The sequence below is a fragment of the Nonomuraea roseoviolacea subsp. carminata genome (assembly GCF_024172185.1).
Lineage (GTDB): Bacteria > Actinomycetota > Actinomycetes > Streptosporangiales > Streptosporangiaceae > Nonomuraea > Nonomuraea roseoviolacea.
The window spans coordinates 1,214,886-1,230,071 of the sequence record NZ_JAMZEC010000001.1; the positions used below are offsets into that span (position 1 = coordinate 1,214,886).

General features: G+C 73.8%; 18 protein-coding genes. 11 read left to right on the plus strand and 7 right to left on the minus strand.

Annotated features, from left to right (window positions below):
* Positions 1-103: 103 nt before the first annotated feature.
* Both HD595_RS05520 and HD595_RS05525 read right to left on the minus strand, forming a co-directional pair.
* Entirely contained in the window at positions 104-505 is a 402-nt protein-coding gene (locus HD595_RS05520) for a Zn-ribbon domain-containing OB-fold protein (protein WP_253766218.1), read from the minus strand.
* A gap of 4 nt (positions 506-509) precedes the next feature.
* The gene (locus tag HD595_RS05525) at positions 510-1,679 is read right to left on the minus strand and encodes a thiolase C-terminal domain-containing protein (protein WP_253766220.1); all 1,170 of its coding nucleotides are present in this window, start codon (positions 1,677-1,679) and stop codon (positions 510-512) included.
* Positions 1,680-1,823: 144 nt separating this feature from the next.
* Between HD595_RS05525 and HD595_RS05530 the strand changes: the two genes are divergently transcribed.
* The 6 genes from HD595_RS05530 (at position 1,824) to HD595_RS05555 (ending at position 7,163) form a co-directional block, all read left to right on the plus strand.
* Positions 1,824-2,435 (plus strand): flavin reductase family protein, encoded by a 612-nt coding sequence (locus HD595_RS05530; protein WP_425566418.1) that lies wholly within the window; start codon positions 1,824-1,826, stop codon positions 2,433-2,435.
* Complete coding sequence (locus tag HD595_RS05535; protein ID WP_420540690.1) at positions 2,422-3,591, plus strand: acyl-CoA dehydrogenase family protein; 1,170 nt, start codon at positions 2,422-2,424, stop codon at positions 3,589-3,591. The genes HD595_RS05530 and HD595_RS05535 overlap by 14 nt, the downstream gene beginning before the upstream one ends.
* Positions 3,592-3,612: 21 nt before the next feature.
* Positions 3,613-4,386, plus strand: coding sequence for an SDR family oxidoreductase (locus HD595_RS05540; RefSeq protein ID WP_253766223.1), 774 nt, complete (start codon positions 3,613-3,615; stop codon positions 4,384-4,386).
* Positions 4,387-4,424: 38 nt separating this feature from the next.
* A complete protein-coding gene (locus tag HD595_RS05545) occupies positions 4,425-4,769 on the plus strand; it encodes a PadR family transcriptional regulator (protein WP_253766225.1) in 345 nt (114 codons plus the stop codon).
* A complete protein-coding gene (locus HD595_RS05550) occupies positions 4,766-5,803 on the plus strand; it encodes a hypothetical protein (RefSeq protein WP_253766227.1) in 1,038 nt (345 codons plus the stop codon). The genes HD595_RS05545 and HD595_RS05550 overlap by 4 nt, the downstream gene beginning before the upstream one ends.
* Before the next feature lie 64 nt (positions 5,804-5,867).
* The gene (locus HD595_RS05555) at positions 5,868-7,163 is read left to right on the plus strand and encodes a DUF2252 domain-containing protein (protein WP_253766229.1); all 1,296 of its coding nucleotides are present in this window, start codon (positions 5,868-5,870) and stop codon (positions 7,161-7,163) included.
* 8 nt (positions 7,164-7,171) lie between these two features.
* Here HD595_RS05555 and HD595_RS05560 read toward each other — a convergent pair whose 3' ends face one another.
* From HD595_RS05560 to HD595_RS05570, 3 genes are all read right to left on the minus strand, one after another.
* Positions 7,172-7,987, minus strand: a complete 816-nt coding sequence (locus HD595_RS05560) for an ATP-grasp domain-containing protein (protein WP_253766231.1) — start codon at positions 7,985-7,987, stop codon at positions 7,172-7,174.
* 114 nt (positions 7,988-8,101) lie between these two features.
* Positions 8,102-8,374, minus strand: a complete 273-nt coding sequence (locus tag HD595_RS05565; protein WP_253766233.1) for a hypothetical protein — start codon at positions 8,372-8,374, stop codon at positions 8,102-8,104.
* A 438-nt stretch (positions 8,375-8,812) separates the two neighbouring features.
* Entirely contained in the window at positions 8,813-9,067 is a 255-nt protein-coding gene (locus HD595_RS05570; RefSeq protein WP_253766235.1) for a hypothetical protein, read from the minus strand.
* A gap of 157 nt (positions 9,068-9,224) precedes the next feature.
* On the opposite strand from HD595_RS05570, the gene HD595_RS05575 reads away from it, so the two are divergent.
* Positions 9,225-9,980, plus strand: coding sequence for an NIPSNAP family protein (locus HD595_RS05575; RefSeq protein ID WP_253766237.1), 756 nt, complete (start codon positions 9,225-9,227; stop codon positions 9,978-9,980).
* Positions 9,981-10,030: 50 nt separating this feature from the next.
* Here the strand turns inward: HD595_RS05575 and HD595_RS05580 are convergent, their stop codons facing one another.
* A complete protein-coding gene (locus HD595_RS05580; protein ID WP_253766239.1) occupies positions 10,031-10,825 on the minus strand; it encodes an SDR family oxidoreductase in 795 nt (264 codons plus the stop codon).
* A 79-nt stretch (positions 10,826-10,904) separates the two neighbouring features.
* Here HD595_RS05580 and HD595_RS05585 point away from each other — a divergent pair, with 79 nt between their 5' ends.
* Genes HD595_RS05585 through HD595_RS05600 form a run of 4 tightly spaced genes read left to right on the plus strand, consistent with a single transcriptional unit; the run spans position 10,905 to position 14,278 of the window.
* Positions 10,905-11,642 carry an enoyl-CoA hydratase family protein gene (locus HD595_RS05585; RefSeq protein ID WP_253766241.1) on the plus strand — a complete coding sequence of 246 codons (738 nt, stop codon included), beginning with the start codon at positions 10,905-10,907 and terminating at the stop codon, positions 11,640-11,642.
* Positions 11,643-11,677: 35 nt separating this feature from the next.
* Positions 11,678-12,469 carry a CoA transferase subunit A gene (locus HD595_RS05590; RefSeq protein ID WP_253766243.1) on the plus strand — a complete coding sequence of 264 codons (792 nt, stop codon included), beginning with the start codon at positions 11,678-11,680 and terminating at the stop codon, positions 12,467-12,469.
* Positions 12,456-13,253, plus strand: coding sequence for a CoA-transferase subunit beta (locus HD595_RS05595; protein WP_253766245.1), 798 nt, complete (start codon positions 12,456-12,458; stop codon positions 13,251-13,253). Before HD595_RS05590 ends, HD595_RS05595 begins: the two co-directional genes overlap by 14 nt.
* The gene (locus HD595_RS05600) at positions 13,250-14,278 is read left to right on the plus strand and encodes an NAD(P)H-dependent flavin oxidoreductase (protein WP_253766247.1); all 1,029 of its coding nucleotides are present in this window, start codon (positions 13,250-13,252) and stop codon (positions 14,276-14,278) included. The genes HD595_RS05595 and HD595_RS05600 overlap by 4 nt, the downstream gene beginning before the upstream one ends.
* Before the next feature lie 221 nt (positions 14,279-14,499).
* Here HD595_RS05600 and HD595_RS05605 read toward each other — a convergent pair whose 3' ends face one another.
* A complete protein-coding gene (locus tag HD595_RS05605) occupies positions 14,500-15,171 on the minus strand; it encodes a pentapeptide repeat-containing protein (protein WP_253766249.1) in 672 nt (223 codons plus the stop codon).
* Positions 15,172-15,186: the final 15 nt, after the last annotated feature.

Below are 15,186 nucleotides of genomic sequence, written 5' to 3' on the forward strand. Positions count from 1 at the left end.
CTGGAAGCGCGTCCTGGCGGGTCCCCCACGCCCGCCAGGGCGCGCGTTCCGTTCCCTGCTCCGAAGAGCCCCTGACGGCCCTCACGGCCCCGCGGGCGGCCGTTCACTCCCCGGCGGGCTCCCAGTCGACGAGCGTGAGCCCCCCGGCCCCCGGCGTGAACACGCCCCTGACCCGCTCCCCGCCGACCGGCTCGCGGGCCGCCCGCCACCCGCCGTGCAGCAGGCAGTCCGGCACGGCGGCCGGCCGCACCATGACCACCACGTACGGCTCGCCGCCGCCCGCCCCGAACGCCTGGTGGTTGACGATCCAGCTCTCCACGGTCCCCTCGGGCTCGGCCGCCTCCCAGTGCCACCGCTCGGTCCGGCAGGCCGGGCAGAACGCCCTGGCCGGCAGGCGCGCGCGGCCGCAGGCGTCGCACCGCTGCACCGCGAACTCCCCCCGCCCGGTCCGCTCCCACCACGGGGCCGAGTCGCGGTCCGTCGTCACCTGGAACACCGGGCGCATGCGATCAGTCCTTCCTGAGGATCAGCGCCGACGTCGCGGGCAGGACGTAGCCGGGCTGGGCCGTCGACAGCGCCACCTCCGCGCCCGGCACCTGCCGGTCCCCCGCGTCGCCGCGCAGTTGCGAGACGGCCTCGGCGACGTGGTTCATGCCGTGGACGTAGCCCTCCGACAGGAAGCCGCCGTGGGTGTTGACCGGCAGCTCACCGTCCAGGGCCGTGGCGCCCGAGGCCACGTACGGCCCGCCCTCGCCCTTCGGGCAGAACCCGTAGTCCTCCAACTGGACGATCACCGAGTACGTGAAGCAGTCGTAGATCTGGGCCACGTCCACCTCGCGCGGGCCGAGGCCGGCCTGGCCGTACAGGCGGGGAGCGAGGGCGGCGGCGGCCGTGGTGGTGGGGTCGGCGGGCCCGCCCGACAGGTGGCTCTCCCCACCGCCCCAGGCGGCGGCCGAGACGAGCACGGGCGGCCGGCGCAGGTCGCGGGCCCGCTCGGCGGTGGTGACGACCAGCGCGCAGGCGCCGTCGGTCTCCAGGCAGCAGTCGAGCAGCCGGAACGGCTCGGCGATCCACCGGCTGGCGAGGTAGTCGTCGAGCGTGATGGGCGCGCGCATGAGGGCTCGGGGGTTCTTGACGGCGTTGGCGCGCTGGGTGACGGCCTGCCGGCCGAAGTGCTCGGCCGTGGTGCCGTACTTCAGCATGTGGGCGCGGGCGTACATCGCGTACTGCTGCGGGGGCGCGAACAGGCCGTACGGCGCCTGGTACTGCACCTCGGGGCTGGCGGGCAGGGCGCGGCCGGTGCCGCCCATGCGGAACTCCGAGCGGGCGTTGATCGCGCGGTAGCAGACCACGGTCTCGGCCACGCCGGCGGCCACGGCCAGCGCGGCCTGGCCGACGACGGCGTGGGAGACGCTGCCCCCGCCGAACTGGTCGAGGTGCCAGCTCAGGTCGCGGATGCCGAGGGCGGGCCCGACCAGCGTGGGCGGCGCCGAGTCGCCGACGCGGTGGGTGGCCAGGCCGTCCACGTCGCCGGGGCCGAGCCCGGCGTCGTCCAGGGCGGACAGCACGGCGCGGCAGGCCAGCGTGAGGGTGCTGACGCCCGAGTCCTTGGTGAAGGGCGTGTAGCCCACGCCGGCGACGGCCGTACGATCCCGGAAATCAAGCAAGCGCTTGGCCATCAGTCCACGCTAGGCCGCCCGTCGCGACCATGTCAACGACGCCCGCGGGGCGGGGCGGCTTGACAGGCTTTCCGCCCCGCGCCTACCGTCCAAGCAAGCGCTTGGTAAGATAGAGTCCGTCAGGCGGACGAAGGAGGCCACACGATGAGCACTCACGCTGCCCGGCTGGTCGCGCCGGACGGCTGTGCCGGCCGTCCCACGCCCTACCAGCGCAGGACCCTCCACGGAGCCGCCATGCCCAACGGCCCTGTTCCCCAGAGCGCGAACGGCCATCTCGACGCCTTACGGTTCCGCCAGGTGCTCGGACGGTTCGCCACCGGCGTGGTGGCGATCACCGCGCTCGACCCGGCGACGGGCGGCCCGTGCGGGCTGGCGGCCAACTCGTTCACGTCGGTGTCGCTGGAGCCGCCGCTCGTCGCGTTCTGCGTGGCGCACACCAGCACGAGCTGGCCGCGCGTGCGGGACGCCGAGGTGGTGACCGTGAACGTGCTGTCCGAGCACCAGCAGCCGGTGTGCGCGCAGATGGCGGCCAGGGGCGGCGACAAGTTCGCCGGGCTGAAGTGGACCGGCTCCCCCGGCGGCAACCCCGTGCTGGACGGGGCGCTGGCCTGGATCGACTGCGTGGTCGAGGCCGAGCATCCCGCCGGCGACCACATGATCGTGGTCGCCCGGGTGCTCCAGCTCGACGTCCACGCCGACGGCGGTCCGCTGGTGTTCTTCCGCGGCGGGTACGGAGGCTTCGTTGAGCCTGCGTGAGCAGGCCGCGGCGGGTACGGGGGCTTCGTCGGGCCTGCGTGAGCAGGCGCGGGCCTGGCTGGAGGAGAACCTGACCGGCCCGTTCGCCGGCGCGCGCGGCCTCGGCGGGCCCGGCCGCGAGCACGAGGGGCACGAGATCCGGCTGGCCTGGGAGCGCCACCTCGGCACGGCGGGCTGGACCTGCCTGGCCTGGCCCGAACGGTACGGCGGGCGCGCGGCGTCCCTGGCCGACCAGGTGGCCTTCCACGAGGAGTACGCCCGGGCCGACGCCCCGGCCCGCGTGGGCCACATCGGCGAAGGGCTGCTCGGCCCCACCCTCCTGCGATTCGGCACGGATGAGCAGAAGGCCCGGTTCTTGCCGCCCATCCAGCGCGGCGAGGAGCTGTGGTGCCAGGGCTACTCCGAGCCGGACGCGGGCTCCGACCTGGCCGGCGTGCGCACCCGCGCGCAACTGGTGGGCGGCCGGTGGGTCGTCGACGGGCAGAAGGTGTGGACGTCGCTGGCCCACGTGGCCGACTGGTGCTTCGTGCTCTGCCGTACGGAGCCGGGCTCCCAGCGGCACCGCGGCCTCTCGTACCTGCTGGTCCCGATGCGGCAGCCCGGCGTCGAGGTGCGGCCGATCGTCCAGATGACCGGCACGTCGGAGTTCAACGAGGTGTTCTTCGACGGCGCGGTCACCGACGCCGCCAACGTCGTCGGCGCGCCCGGCGACGGCTGGCGGGTGGCCATGGCGACGCTCGCCCACGAGCGCGGCGCGTCCACGCTGGGGCAGCAGATCGGGTTCCGGCGGGAGCTGGACAAGGTCATCGAGACGGCGCGGCGCACGGGGGCGGCCGAGGACCCGGTGCTGCGCGACCGGCTGGTGCGGGCCTGGCTGGAGCTGCGGATCATGCGGCTGAACGCGCTGCGCACGATGCGGCCCGACCCGGGGCCGGAGGCGTCGATCGGCAAGCTCTACTGGTCGGAGTGGCACCGCAGGCTCGGCGAGCTGGCCCAGGCCGTCCAGGGCCGGGCGGGGCTCGTCGCCCCCGAGGGCGAGCTGAACGACCTGCAGCGGCTCTACCTGTTCAGCCGCGCCGACACCATCTATGCCGGGTCCAGCGAGATCCAGCGCACGATCATCGCCGAGCGGACGCTGGGCCTGCCCCGGCAGTAGTCCTCCGGAGACGGGAGCACGATGAGACCGCTCTACCCGCGGGCGCACGGCCTGCTCGACGGCAAGGTCACGCTCGTGACGGCCGCGGCGGGGGCCGGCATCGGCTACGCGACCGCCCGGCGCTGCGCCGAGGAGGGCGCCGTCGTCGTCGTGTCCGACCGGCACGAGCGGCGCCTGGGCGAGGCCGCCGAGGCGCTGGCCGAGCTGACCGGCGTGAAGCCGCTGGCCGTGCCGTGCGACGTGACCTCGCAGGAGCAGGTGGACGGGCTGTTCGAGGCGGTCGAGCGGCGGCACGGGCGGCTGGACGTGCTCGTCAACAACGCCGGGCTGGGCGGGACGGTCGAGCTGGCCGCGATGACGGACGAGCAGTGGCACGCGGTCATCGACGTGACCCTGACCGGCACCATGCGCTGCACCAGGGCGGCGCTGCGCCGGATGTCCGCCCAGGGGTCGGGCGTCATCGTCAACAACGCCTCGGTCGTCGGCTGGCGGGCGCAGCGCGGGCAGGCGCACTACGCGGCAGCCAAGGCCGGTGTCATGGCGCTGACCCGGTGCGTCGCGATGGAGGCGGCCGGGGACGGCGTGCGGGTCAACGCGGTGGCGCCGTCGCTGGCCGTCCACCCGTTCCTGGCGAAGGTGACCAGCGAGGAGGTACTGGCCGAGCTGACGGCGCGCGAGGCGTTCGGGCGCTCGGCGGAGCCGTGGGAGGTGGCCAACGTCATCGTCTTCCTGGCCAGCGACTACGCGTCGTACATGACGGGCGAGGTCGTGTCGGTGTCGTCCCAGCACCCCTGACCCTCACCATATCCTGTCTCGCAGGATATAGTGAGCACGTGAACGTCACGGAACCCATGTTCCTCGCCCTCACCGCGCTGGTGGACGAGCCCCGGCATGGCTACGGCATCGTCCAGGAGGTCGAGCGCCTGTCCGGCGGGCGGGTGCAGCTCAAGATCGGCAGCCTGTACGGCGTGCTGGACCGGCTCGCCGGCGACGGGCTGGTCGAGCTCGACCGCGAGGAGGTCTGGCGGGGGCGGCTGCGGCGCTACTACCGGCTGACCGACGACGGCGCCCGGATCCTGGAGGAGGAGGCCGCCCGGCTGGCCGCCAACGCGGCCGCCGCGCGTTCCCGCCTGCGGGCGCGAGGACTGTCCACCCGGCCGGCGGGAGGTCCCGCATGACCGCCGCCGAGTCGTCGTCGACCGAGCATCTGGAGGAACGCGTGGACGATTCCGAGCCCGTGCTGCTGGAGCGTCGCTACCGTGCCGCGTTGCGGCTCCTGCCCGCCTCCTATCGGGCCGAGCGGGAGGAGGAGATGGTGGCGGCGTTCCTGGAGATGTCCGGCGACGTGCCCGACGAGCGCGGGCCTCGGCCGCGATGGGGCGAGCTCGCCAGCGTGGCCGCCCTCGCGGTGCGGGTGCGGCTCGGCGGCGCCGGCGCGCGGGCCGCCGCCTGGGGCGAGACGGTCCGGCTCGTGGCGCTGCTCGGCCTGGCCTTCCAGGCGATGCTGGGGGTTTACGGCCTCGTGGGACGGGCGGCCGCGGCCGCCGCGCACCTCCCCACCCCAGGCGCCGCCACCTCGCCGATCCCGGTGGTGGCGGACGTGCTCTGGATCGTCGCGTTCGCGGCCGCCATGCGCGGCTTCACCGGTCCGGCCAAGGTCGTGGCCGCCGCGGCGGGAGCGGTCTCGCTCCTGCTGATCGGCGCCGGGCCGGCCGTCCAGCTCACCTTGGCCGCGCCGCCCGCCGCGCTCATGGCGTCGGTGCCGCCGCTCGCCCTGCTGGCGGGCTTTCACGCCGAGGCGCCGGCAACGGTCCGCCCGTGGCGCCTCCTCCTGCCACCGGTGGCCGCGACCCTGCCGTTGGTGTTGCTGTCGTGGGCGCCTGTGCCGTGGGACTCGGCGTTCGAACCGCTCCTGGCCCTGTCGTCCCTGCTCTCTCCCGACGGGATCGCGACCGTGGCGTGCGCCGTGGCGGGCATCGTCGCCCTGCGCCGCGGGTGGGCTCCCTCGGCGCGCCTCGCCCTGGCGGCGGCGGGGCTGTTGCTGCTGGCGTGGCGCCTGCCCATGGCGTGGCCGGTGCCGGGCGCCGAGGTGTTGTGGGGGCCCGCCGCGGTGCTGTGCGGCGTGCTGGTGACGGTGATCGTGCCGCTGGTCGTCACGGGGACGCGGCTGCTGCCCCCGGAGCGGCGGGCGAAGCCCGGACGGGCCTCCTGACCGGGCGCGACTGCACCCCTGACAACCTAGGCGGCGGGGGCGGGGACGCCCTACTGTCCGGTGTATGGCAACCCGCTCCTCCTTCCTGCTCGACGTTCTCACCACGGAGTTCGGCGAGTCGATCAAGCGCGACCCGGCCGCGTTCCGGCGCAAGTTCCGCAAGATGGCCGCCTCGCCGTTCGCGTTCTACCGTGGCAGCGCGAGCCTGTTCTACGCCGACCTCACCGGCGACTTCGCCGACGACTCCTACCTGGACGGGCCCACCAGCCGGGTCTGGATCCACGGTGACCTGCACGCCGAGAACTTCGGCACCTACATGAACGCCTCCGGCGTGCTCGTCTTCAACGTCAACGACTTCGACGAGGCGTACGTCGGCCCGTACACCTGGGACCTCAAGCGCTTCGCCGCGAGCGTGGCGCTCATCGGGTACGCCAAGGCGCTGTCGGACGAGGTGATCACCGCGCTCGTGCGCGGCTTCGCCCTCTCGTACCTGGACGAGCTGACCGCCATCGCCCGGGGCGGCGACGACGCGATCGGTTCGCTCACGCTCGGCAGCACGACCGGCGTCCTGCACCGGGTGCTCCAGACGGCGCGGCTGCGGACCCGGGTGGCGATGCTGGACGTGGAGACCGTCATCGACGACTACGACCGGCGTTTCGCGATCATGGAGGGGCGGGAGCCCGTCGACCCGGACGTCCGCTCGGCCGTGCTCGCCGCGTTCGAGGACTACCTGACCACACTGCCCGCGCAGACGACCTCCGTCGAGCACGTCATCAAGGACGTGGCGCTGCGCAAGGGGGTCGGCATCGGGTCGGCCGGGCTGCCCTCGTACAACCTGCTGCTGGAGGGGCGCTCCCAGGCGCTGGAGAACGACGTCATCCTCTACATGAAGCAGGCCCAGGTGCCGGCCGTGGCGCGGTACATCACCGACGAGAAGGTGACCGGCTACTTCCTGCACCAGGGGCACCGCACGGCCGAGTCGCAGCGGGCGCTGCAGGCGTACGCCGACCCGTGGCTCGGCTACACCACGCTGGGCGGCGTGGGGCAGATGGTGGCCGAGGTCTCGCCGTACTCCGCCGACCTCGACTGGGACGACGTCAACGAGCCGGCCGAGCTGGACTCGATCGTGCGCGACCTGGGCCGGGCGGTGGCGCGCATGCACGCCGTCGCCGACGACGAGTCCAGCCACGACCTCGTGGACTTCTCGACCGAGGAGTCGATCGTGGCGGTGGTGGGCGACGACGGCGCCGGGTTCGTCGGCATGCTGGTGGACTTCGCGCACCGGTACGGGACCCAGGCGCGGGCCGACCACCAGACCTTCGTCGACCTCTTCCGCAACGGCCGGCTCCCCGGCGTGTGACGGTCGCGTCAGAGCAGCTCGCGCAGCGCCCTGGCCAGGTTGCGGGGCGCCTGCGGCTCGTAGCGCAGGAACAGGTACGGCTCGGTGAGCTCCAGCTCGATCACCACCGGGGTGCCGTCGGGCAGCCGGACCAGGTCGATCCGCGCGTACAGAAGGGCTTGGGGGATGGCGGCAAGCACCTTCTCGGCGAGTTCGACCTGGTCCGGGTCCGGGGTGCGGAGCTGCGCCCGCACGTGATCGGCGCCCGACTTGCCCGGTGACAGCATGGGGGTGCGGCGGACGGCGTGGCTGAAGCGGCGGTTGAAGTACAGCAGCGAGGTCTCGCCCTCGGACTCGACCATGTCGAGGTAGGGCTGGACCATGGGCGTGCGTCCGGACGCCTCCAGCCAGGCGGCGTGCGCGGCGGCCTCGGCGCGGTCGGTGGTCCTGATGGTGTCGCGGGCGCCCGCCGAGATCGCCGGTTTGACGACGTACTCCTGCCAGTCGGGCAGGCCCTCCGCCGACCAGTGCGTGGGCACGACGGGGAGGTCCAGACGGCGCAGGTACGTCTTGTCGGTGTTGTCGGCCAGCACGGACGCGGGGTTGAGCAGCTTCGTGCATTCCTCGACCCGCCGGGCCCAGGCGAGGAACTCGTCGCGCCGGGAGACGTAGTCCCACGCGGAGCGCACGACCACGGCGTCGTAGGCCGCCCAGTCGGCGGCGGGGTCGTCCCAGCGCTCGGCGCGCCCGTCGATGCCCTCCTCCCTCCAGGCGGCCAGGACGACCTCACGCTCGTCGTCATGGTCGTCTTTGTCGTCAAACGTCACATATGCACAGGTAGTCACGGCGACGATGGTACGGCCCACCGCCCGGGCGGCCCGAGAGGCGGGGAGGGGCCCGCCTCCCGGGGGTCGTCGTCCGGATGAGGTCTCCTCACGGGCACCGGCCGGGCTCTCGCGCTAGTCGACCTGGTTACTCACGGCCGCGCCGCTGCGGCGGGCGGCGGTGGAGGTGTTGGCGTTGACCGAGGTGACGTTGGTGGAGGCGCCGGTGCCTCTGTTCTGGACCGTGATGGTGCCGAAGATGTTGCCCGACTGGGAGGACTCGCGGTTGGAGCTGGAGTCGGAGACGGCCGTGTCGGCGCCGGCGGGGACGGCGGCCAGGCTCGCGGCCGTGGCGAGCGCGGCCCCGGCGGCGGCCACGACGAGGCCGGTGGCGCAGAGCTTCTTCATGCGGGTCTCCTTGGGTTCGAGGTTGTCGGCGGTGCCGGATGGCTCAGGGATGCTCAGGGATGAGGGTGGAGCCGTCCGCCGGAGAAGAACCCCCCGGGGGATGAGGGCCCAGGGAGAGAGAGGCCCACCGGGGGAGAGCCTCTCCGGCGGAGGAGCTCCCGGAAGGGGCTGCCTGCCCGGGAGGGAATGGCAGGCATGGGCGGCCTGCCGGGAAGGGAGCGGCAGGCGGCATCGTGCGCCGGGATGGGGGCGGACGTCGGAGTTCGGCCGATCAGGCCCCGGACGGAGCAGGCTCGGAGGGGACGGGGTGGGCTGATGGAAGCTGGGATGGGAGGCCGGCGGACCGGCAGGGCGCGCGCCCGGTCGGTGCGCCCGGTCGGTGCGCCCGGTCAGTGCGCCCGGTCAGCGGGAAGGCGGTGGCAGGAGGGCCCACCGCGATCAGTAGAAGACGTAGGTGATGACGGTGCTGCCCTGGGTGGCTGTCGTCGCGACACCGTTGACGTTGTTGACGCTGGTGGAGCGGCCCCAGCCGCGATTGGACGCGGCGACGTCGCCGAAGGTGTTGCCGGACTGCGCGGAGTCGACGTTGCGGCTCCAGTTGTCGGTCCAGGTGTCGGCGCTCGCCGGGGCGGCCAGCAGGGTGAGCGCGGCGGCCGCCGTCATGGCGCAGGCGGCGCTCAGACTCTTGATCACGTGGGTACGGCTCCTTCGCCGGTGGACGGGCGGTGACTGACGGGACCGATCCTATAACGATGCGTTACTGATCCATAGCATAGAGTGATCAGAACTTTGCTCGGGTCTTCCGTTCACTGACACAAGGTGTCAGTCGGCCCCTCCTACCGTCACCCGCATGATCTACGAGCTTCGGCGCTACACCCTGCACCCCGGGCGGCGCGACACACTGATCGAGTTGTTCGAGCGCGAGTTCGTCGAGTCGCAGGAAGCGGCGGGCATCGGGCTGGCCGGCCTGTTCCGCGACCTGGACGCGCCAGACATCTTCTGCTGGATGCGGAAATTTCCTGACATGGAGGCTCGGCGGGTGGCCTTGGCCACGTTCTACGGCGGCCCCGTCTGGAAGGCCCACCGCGAGGCGGCCAACGCGACGATGATCGACTCCGACGACGTCCTGCTTCTCCGCCCCGTCGCCTCGTCCGCCGCCGCCGACGGCGGTGACTCCCCGGCGCACCCTCAGGGCCCCTCCGGCCGTCCCGGCACCGCGAACGATCCGTTCCCGGCCGCGACGCCACCTCCCGCGGGGGCCGTCGCTCTTCCGCGGTCCCTCTACCTCGCGACCGTTCACCACGTCGCGGGGGATGCGGCAGGGTTCCCCGCCTTCTTCGCCGAGCGCGTCGCCCCCGTGCTCGCGGGCGCCGGCGCGGCGCCGGTCGCGTGCTTCGAGACCGAGCACTCCCCCAACACCTTTCCCGCCCTCCCCGTACGGACCGGCGAGGACGTCTTCGTCTGGCTCGCCCGGTTCGAGCGGGAGGAGGACCTGGAGAAGGCGCGTGAAGCCCTGGAGGAGGAGGTGTCCCTGCTGGAGGGACGCGTGGCGGGTCCGCCGCAGCGGTTCCGCCTCGCCCCCACCGCCCGCTCCACCGTCCGCTGACCCGGCGTCTCCGCCGTCCGCTGACCCGGCGTCTCCGCCGTCCGCGGACGTCACGGTGTCGAGGGGCGCCCGGTCCAGCGCCACGCCGGTGTCTCGCCTCCCCCGTGGACCTGGATCTCCGCCCCCGTCACGTATCCGGGGCTGCCGAGCCACAGGCACACCCGCGCCACGTCCTCCGGGGTCGCCATGCGGCCCGCCGGGATCGTGGCCTCGGCGGCCGCGCGGCCGCCCTCGTAGTGGTCCTCGGCGTTCTCCGTGGCCGCCAGGCCGACCACCACCGAGTTGACCCGCACCTCCGGCGCCCACTCCGCCGCGAGGCAGCGCGCCAGGTGGTGCAGGCCGGCCTTGGCGGCCCCGTACGCGGAGGTGCCGGGCGAGGGACGGGTGCCGCTCGCGCTGCCGATCATGATGACGGCCCCGCCCGACGCCTTCAGCAGCGGGTACGCCCGCTGTGACACCAGCAGGGGCGCCGTCAGGTTGAGCTCGATGACGCGGGCGTGCAGCCGGGGCGAGGTGCCGTCCAGGGGCGCGTGGGGCGAGCCCCCCGCGTTGTTGACGACGACGTCCAGCCGGTCGAACCCCGAGATCAGGCGGGCGACGTCCTCGGGATCCCGTACATCGGCCCGGACGAACCGGATGGGAGGCACGGCCGCCCGCCGCGAGCTCTCCGCGCCCCTGTCGCCCCCGGCGACCGCGATCCCCGTGCCCCCGGCCGGCGGGGTGCGGGCGCAGACGACGACCGTGGCGCCCGCCTCCTGGAGGGCCCTGGCGATGCCCGCGCCGATCCCCTTGGTCCCGCCCGTCACGAGGACGACCTTGCCCGCGTAGTCGTAAGTCACGGTCACGGGTGCTACCGTACCAAGCAAGCGCTAGGACAAAGCAAGCGCGGGACGAAGCAAGCGAGGCGAGCACTCCGGGAGTGGGATGGGAATCACGCTGCGCGCCGGCCCGATCGCCGAGGTCGTCATGGACGTCCCGCCGGTCAACGCCCTCGCCGTACGGCACTGGCACGACCTCGCCGACGCCCTCCACGACGCCGGGCGGGACCCCGTGACCCGGGTCGTCGTCCTTCGCGCCGAGGGACGCGGGTTCAACGCGGGCGTGGACATCAAGGAGATGCAGTCCGCCGACGGCCACCAGGCGCTCGTCGGGGCCAACCGGGGCTGCCACGCCGCCTTCGCCGCCGTCTACGACTGTCCCGTGCCGGTGGTGGCCGCGGTCCACGGCTTCTGCCTGGGCGGCGGCATCGGGCTGGCCGGCAACGCGGACGTCGTCGTGGCCTCCGACGACGCCTACTTCGGGCTGCCCGAGGTGGACCGCGGGGCGCTCGGCGCGGCGACGCACCTCGCCCGGCTCGTCCCGGCGCACCTCATGCGGGCCATGGTGTACACCTGCCGCAACGTGACGGCCGCCGAGCTGCTGGCGTTCGGCTCGGTGCTGGACGTGGTGCCGCGCCAGGCGCTGACGGACGCCGCGATGGAGGTGGCCGGGCGCATCGCCGACAAGGACCCGTGCGTGATCCGGCTGGCCAAGGAGTCGCTGAACGGCATCGACCCCGTGGACGTCAAGCGGAGCTACCGGTTCGAGCAGGGGTTCACCTTCGAGCTGAACCTCCTCGGCAAGGGCGACGAGCACCGTCACCGGTTCGTGGCCGGTTCATGAGCGAAGGAGCCGCTGGTCATCAGCGAGGAGGCCGCATGGGCAAGGTCATGACCGTCGAGGAGGTCGTCGGGCGGCTGGAGAGCGGCATGACGGTCGGGATCGGCGGCTGGGGGTCGCGGCGCAAGCCGATGGCCCTGGTGCGGGGCCTGCTCCGCTCGCCGTTGCGGGACCTGACGATCGTCTCGTACGGCGGGCCGGACGTGGGCATGCTGTGCGCCGCGGGCAAGGTCCGCCGGGTCGTCGCCCCGTTCGTGACGCTCGACTCGATCCCGCTCGAACCGCACTTCCGCCGGGCCCGCCAGGAGGGGTCCGTCGAGTTCACCGAGTACGACGAGGGCATGTTCATGTTCGGCCTGCTGGCGGCGGCGCACCGGCTGCCGTTCCTGCCGACGCGGGCCGGGCTGGGCTCGGACGTGATGCGGGTCAACCCGCACCTGCGCACCGTCCGCTCGCCGTACGGGGACGGGGAGGAACTGGTGGCCGTGCCCGCGCTCACCCTGGACGCGGCGCTGGTCCATCTCCACCGGGCCGACCGGCGCGGCAACGCCCAGTACCTCGGCCCGGACCCGTACCTCGACGACCTGTACGTCAAGGCGGCGGCCGGCGCCTACGTCTCGTGCGAGCGGCTGGTGGACACCGCGGACCTGCTCAAGGAGGGGCCGGTGCAGTCGCTGCTGGTCAGCAGGTCGATGGTGACCGGCGTGGTGGAGGCGCCCGGCGGGGCCGGGTTCACCGCGTGCGAGCCCGACTACGGGCGCGACGAGGAGGCGCAGCGGCGTTACGTGGAGACCCCGTGGGAGGAGTACGTGCGCAGTGAACAGGGCTGACGTCTGTGTGGTGGCGTGTGCCGAGGTGTTCAGGGGCGACGGCGAGATCCTGGCGGCGGGGATCGGCGGGGCGGTCACGGTGCTGGGGGCGCGGCTGGCGCGGCTGACGTTCGAACCGGACCTGCTGACCAGCGACGGCACCTGCCTGCTCACCGGCGACGTGCCGGCGCTGGGCGAGGCGCCGGAGGTGGTCGAGGGCTGGCTGCCGTTCCGCGACCACCTGTGGCTCGTGCTGAACGGCCGCCGGCACGTGATGCTGGGCGCGAGCCAGATCGACCGGCACGGCAACACGAACATCTCGTGCATCGGCGACTGGAGCCGTCCCAGGGCGCAGCTCCTCGGCGTGCGCGGGGCTCCCGGCAACACCCGCTGCGACCCGACGAGCTACTGGATCCCCCGCCACTCGCCCCGGGTGTTCGTGCCGGAGGTGGACGTGGTCAGCGGCGTCGGCACCGACAGGGGCGCGTACGGGCTGCGGCGGGTGGTGACGGACCTCGCGGTGCTGGACCTCGGCGGGCCGGGAGGCACGATGCGACTGGTCTCGGCGCATCCCGGGGTGAGCGTGGCGGAGGTGGTGGCGGCCACCGGGTTCGAGCTGGACGTGCCCGCCGACGTGCCGGAGACGCGGGCGCCCACGGCCGAGGAGCTGCGGCTGCTGGACGAGGTGCTGGACCCGCGCGGCCTGCGCCACCGCGAGGTCCCCGAGCCGCGCGCCGGACGTGCCGGAGCAGGCGGGGGCGCGGGAGCAGGCGAGGGCGCCGGAGCAGCCGGGGGCGCGGCGTGAGGACCGCGCTGACCGAGCTCGTCGGCTGCCGCCACCCGATCGTGCAGACCGGCATGGGGTACGTGGCGGGCGCCCGGCTGGCCGCGGCCACCTCCCGCGCGGGCGGCCTCGGGATCATCGCCGCCGCCACGATGTCGGTGGCCGAGATGACGAGCGCGATCAGGACGGTCAAGGAGCGCACGGACGCCCCGTTCGGGGTGAACATCCGCTCCGACGCCGACGACGCCGCCGAACGGGTCGAGGTGATGATCCGCGAGGGGGTGCGGGTGGCCTCGTTCGCGCTGGCGCCGCGCAGGGAGCTGATCGCCCGGCTGAGGGACGCGGGCGTGGTGACGATCCCGTCGGTCGGGGCGCGACGGCACGCCGAGAAGGTGGCCGCCTGGGGCGCCGACGCGGTGATCGTGCAGGGCGGCGAGGGCGGCGGGCACACCGGGCCGCTGGCCACGACGCTGCTGCTGCCGCAGGTGGTGGACGCCGTGGACATCCCGGTGGTCGCCGCCGGCGGCTTCTTCGACGGGCGGGGGCTGGTGGCGGCCCTGGCGTACGGGGCGTGCGGGATCGCCATGGGGACGCGGTTCCTGCTGACCCGCGACTCGCCGGTGCCCGACGCGGTCAAGCGGCTCTACCTGGAGGCGGCGGAGACGCTGGTCACCACGAAGGTGGACGGCGTGCCGCACCGGGTGCTGCGCACGCCGTTCGTGGAGTCGCTGGAGCGCTCGCGGCTGCTGCGCGCGGTGGTCAACGGGGCGCGGTTCAGACGGTTGTCCAGGCTGTCGTGGGCGGCGATGATCCGTGAGGGGCGGCGCATGCGGCACGGCCGTGACCTGACGTGGGCGCAGGTGCTCCAGGCGGCGAACACGCCGGTGCTGCTGCGGGCGGCCATGGTGGAGGGCCGCGGCGACCTCGGGGTGATGGCCTCGGGCCAGGCGGTGGGGGTGATCGGCGACCTGCCGTCGTGCGAGGAGCTGATCGGGCGGATCATGGCGGAGGCGGAGGCGGCGCTCAAACGCCTGCCCGCCCCCTGAGCACCTGCCCTCCTGAGCGCCTGGCCCCTGAGCGCCTGCGCGCCTCCCGGCGGCCGAGGCGCGGTCGCACGAGCTGAAGCGCGCTCCCGCGACCGACGCGCGTCCCGGCGGCCGAAGTGCGTCCCCCCGCGGCTGACGCGCGTTCCCGGCGGCGCAGCGGACCGGGGGCCATGCGCGTTCTTCGGTCATGACCCGCGCCGCCCGATGACCGGCGCAGGAGGTCAGAGCACGGTGATGCCGCGGGCGGCCAGGATGGCGGCCGCCTGCGCCTGGTTGACGATCGCGCCCGCGAACGCCCTCAGCTTGGCGTCGTCGGGCTCGCCGAGGTCGGCGCCGCGCAGGTCGGCCTTGGCGAAGACGGTCCTGATCAGCTTGGTGCCGCGCAGGCGGCAGTCGCTGAACGTCGCCCCGGTGAAGTCGCAGCCCGACAGGTCGGCGTCGTCGAAGCGCACGCCCTCGATGACCTGCCCGCGCAGGGAGCAGCCGCCCAGGTTGGCCAGGGTGAGGTTGGAGCCGGTGAGCGTGAAGCCGGTGCCGCGACCGGCCGTCAGCGACGCGCCGATCATGCGGCACCCGGTGAACGCGGCGTCGCTCAGCAGCGCGCCGCCGAACCGGGCGGAGGACAGGTCGACGTCGGTGAAGGTGGCGTCGACGAGGTCGGCGTCGTCGAAGCGCAGGCCCATGCCGCCGCCTCCGCTGAAGACGGCCCCGTCGAGGTCGGCCTTGCGGAAGTCGGCCCGCTCCAGCATGCACGACTCGAAGCGCGCCCCGCCGAGGGCGGCCTCGCGCAGGTCGGCGCCGGTCAGGTCGCAGCCGCGGAAGACGTGGGCCTCGCCGGGCGTGAGCCGCTCCCCCAGCGCGGAGTGGGACAGGTCCTCGCCTTCGACCTCCATGCCGTCAGAGCTCCC

Excerpts from the sequence above, each read along its gene's own strand:
- HD595_RS05520 (WP_253766218.1), bottom strand. The coding sequence starts at position 505 with ATGCGCCCGGTGTTCCAGGTGACGACGGACCGCGACTCGGCCCCGTGG.
- HD595_RS05525 (WP_253766220.1), bottom strand. The coding sequence starts at position 1,679 with ATGGCCAAGCGCTTGCTTGATTTCCGGGATCGTACGGCCGTCGCCGGC.
- HD595_RS05530 (WP_425566418.1), top strand. The coding sequence starts at position 1,824 with ATGAGCACTCACGCTGCCCGGCTGGTCGCGCCGGACGGCTGTGCCGGC.
- HD595_RS05540 (WP_253766223.1), top strand. The coding sequence starts at position 3,613 with ATGAGACCGCTCTACCCGCGGGCGCACGGCCTGCTCGACGGCAAGGTC.
- HD595_RS05550 (WP_253766227.1), top strand. The coding sequence starts at position 4,766 with ATGACCGCCGCCGAGTCGTCGTCGACCGAGCATCTGGAGGAACGCGTG.
- HD595_RS05555 (WP_253766229.1), top strand. The coding sequence starts at position 5,868 with ATGGCAACCCGCTCCTCCTTCCTGCTCGACGTTCTCACCACGGAGTTC.
- HD595_RS05565 (WP_253766233.1), bottom strand. The coding sequence starts at position 8,374 with ATGAAGAAGCTCTGCGCCACCGGCCTCGTCGTGGCCGCCGCCGGGGCC.
- HD595_RS05575 (WP_253766237.1), top strand. The coding sequence starts at position 9,225 with ATGATCTACGAGCTTCGGCGCTACACCCTGCACCCCGGGCGGCGCGAC.
- HD595_RS05585 (WP_253766241.1), top strand. The coding sequence starts at position 10,905 with ATGGGAATCACGCTGCGCGCCGGCCCGATCGCCGAGGTCGTCATGGAC.
- HD595_RS05590 (WP_253766243.1), top strand. The coding sequence starts at position 11,678 with ATGGGCAAGGTCATGACCGTCGAGGAGGTCGTCGGGCGGCTGGAGAGC.
- HD595_RS05605 (WP_253766249.1), bottom strand. The coding sequence starts at position 15,171 with ATGGAGGTCGAAGGCGAGGACCTGTCCCACTCCGCGCTGGGGGAGCGG.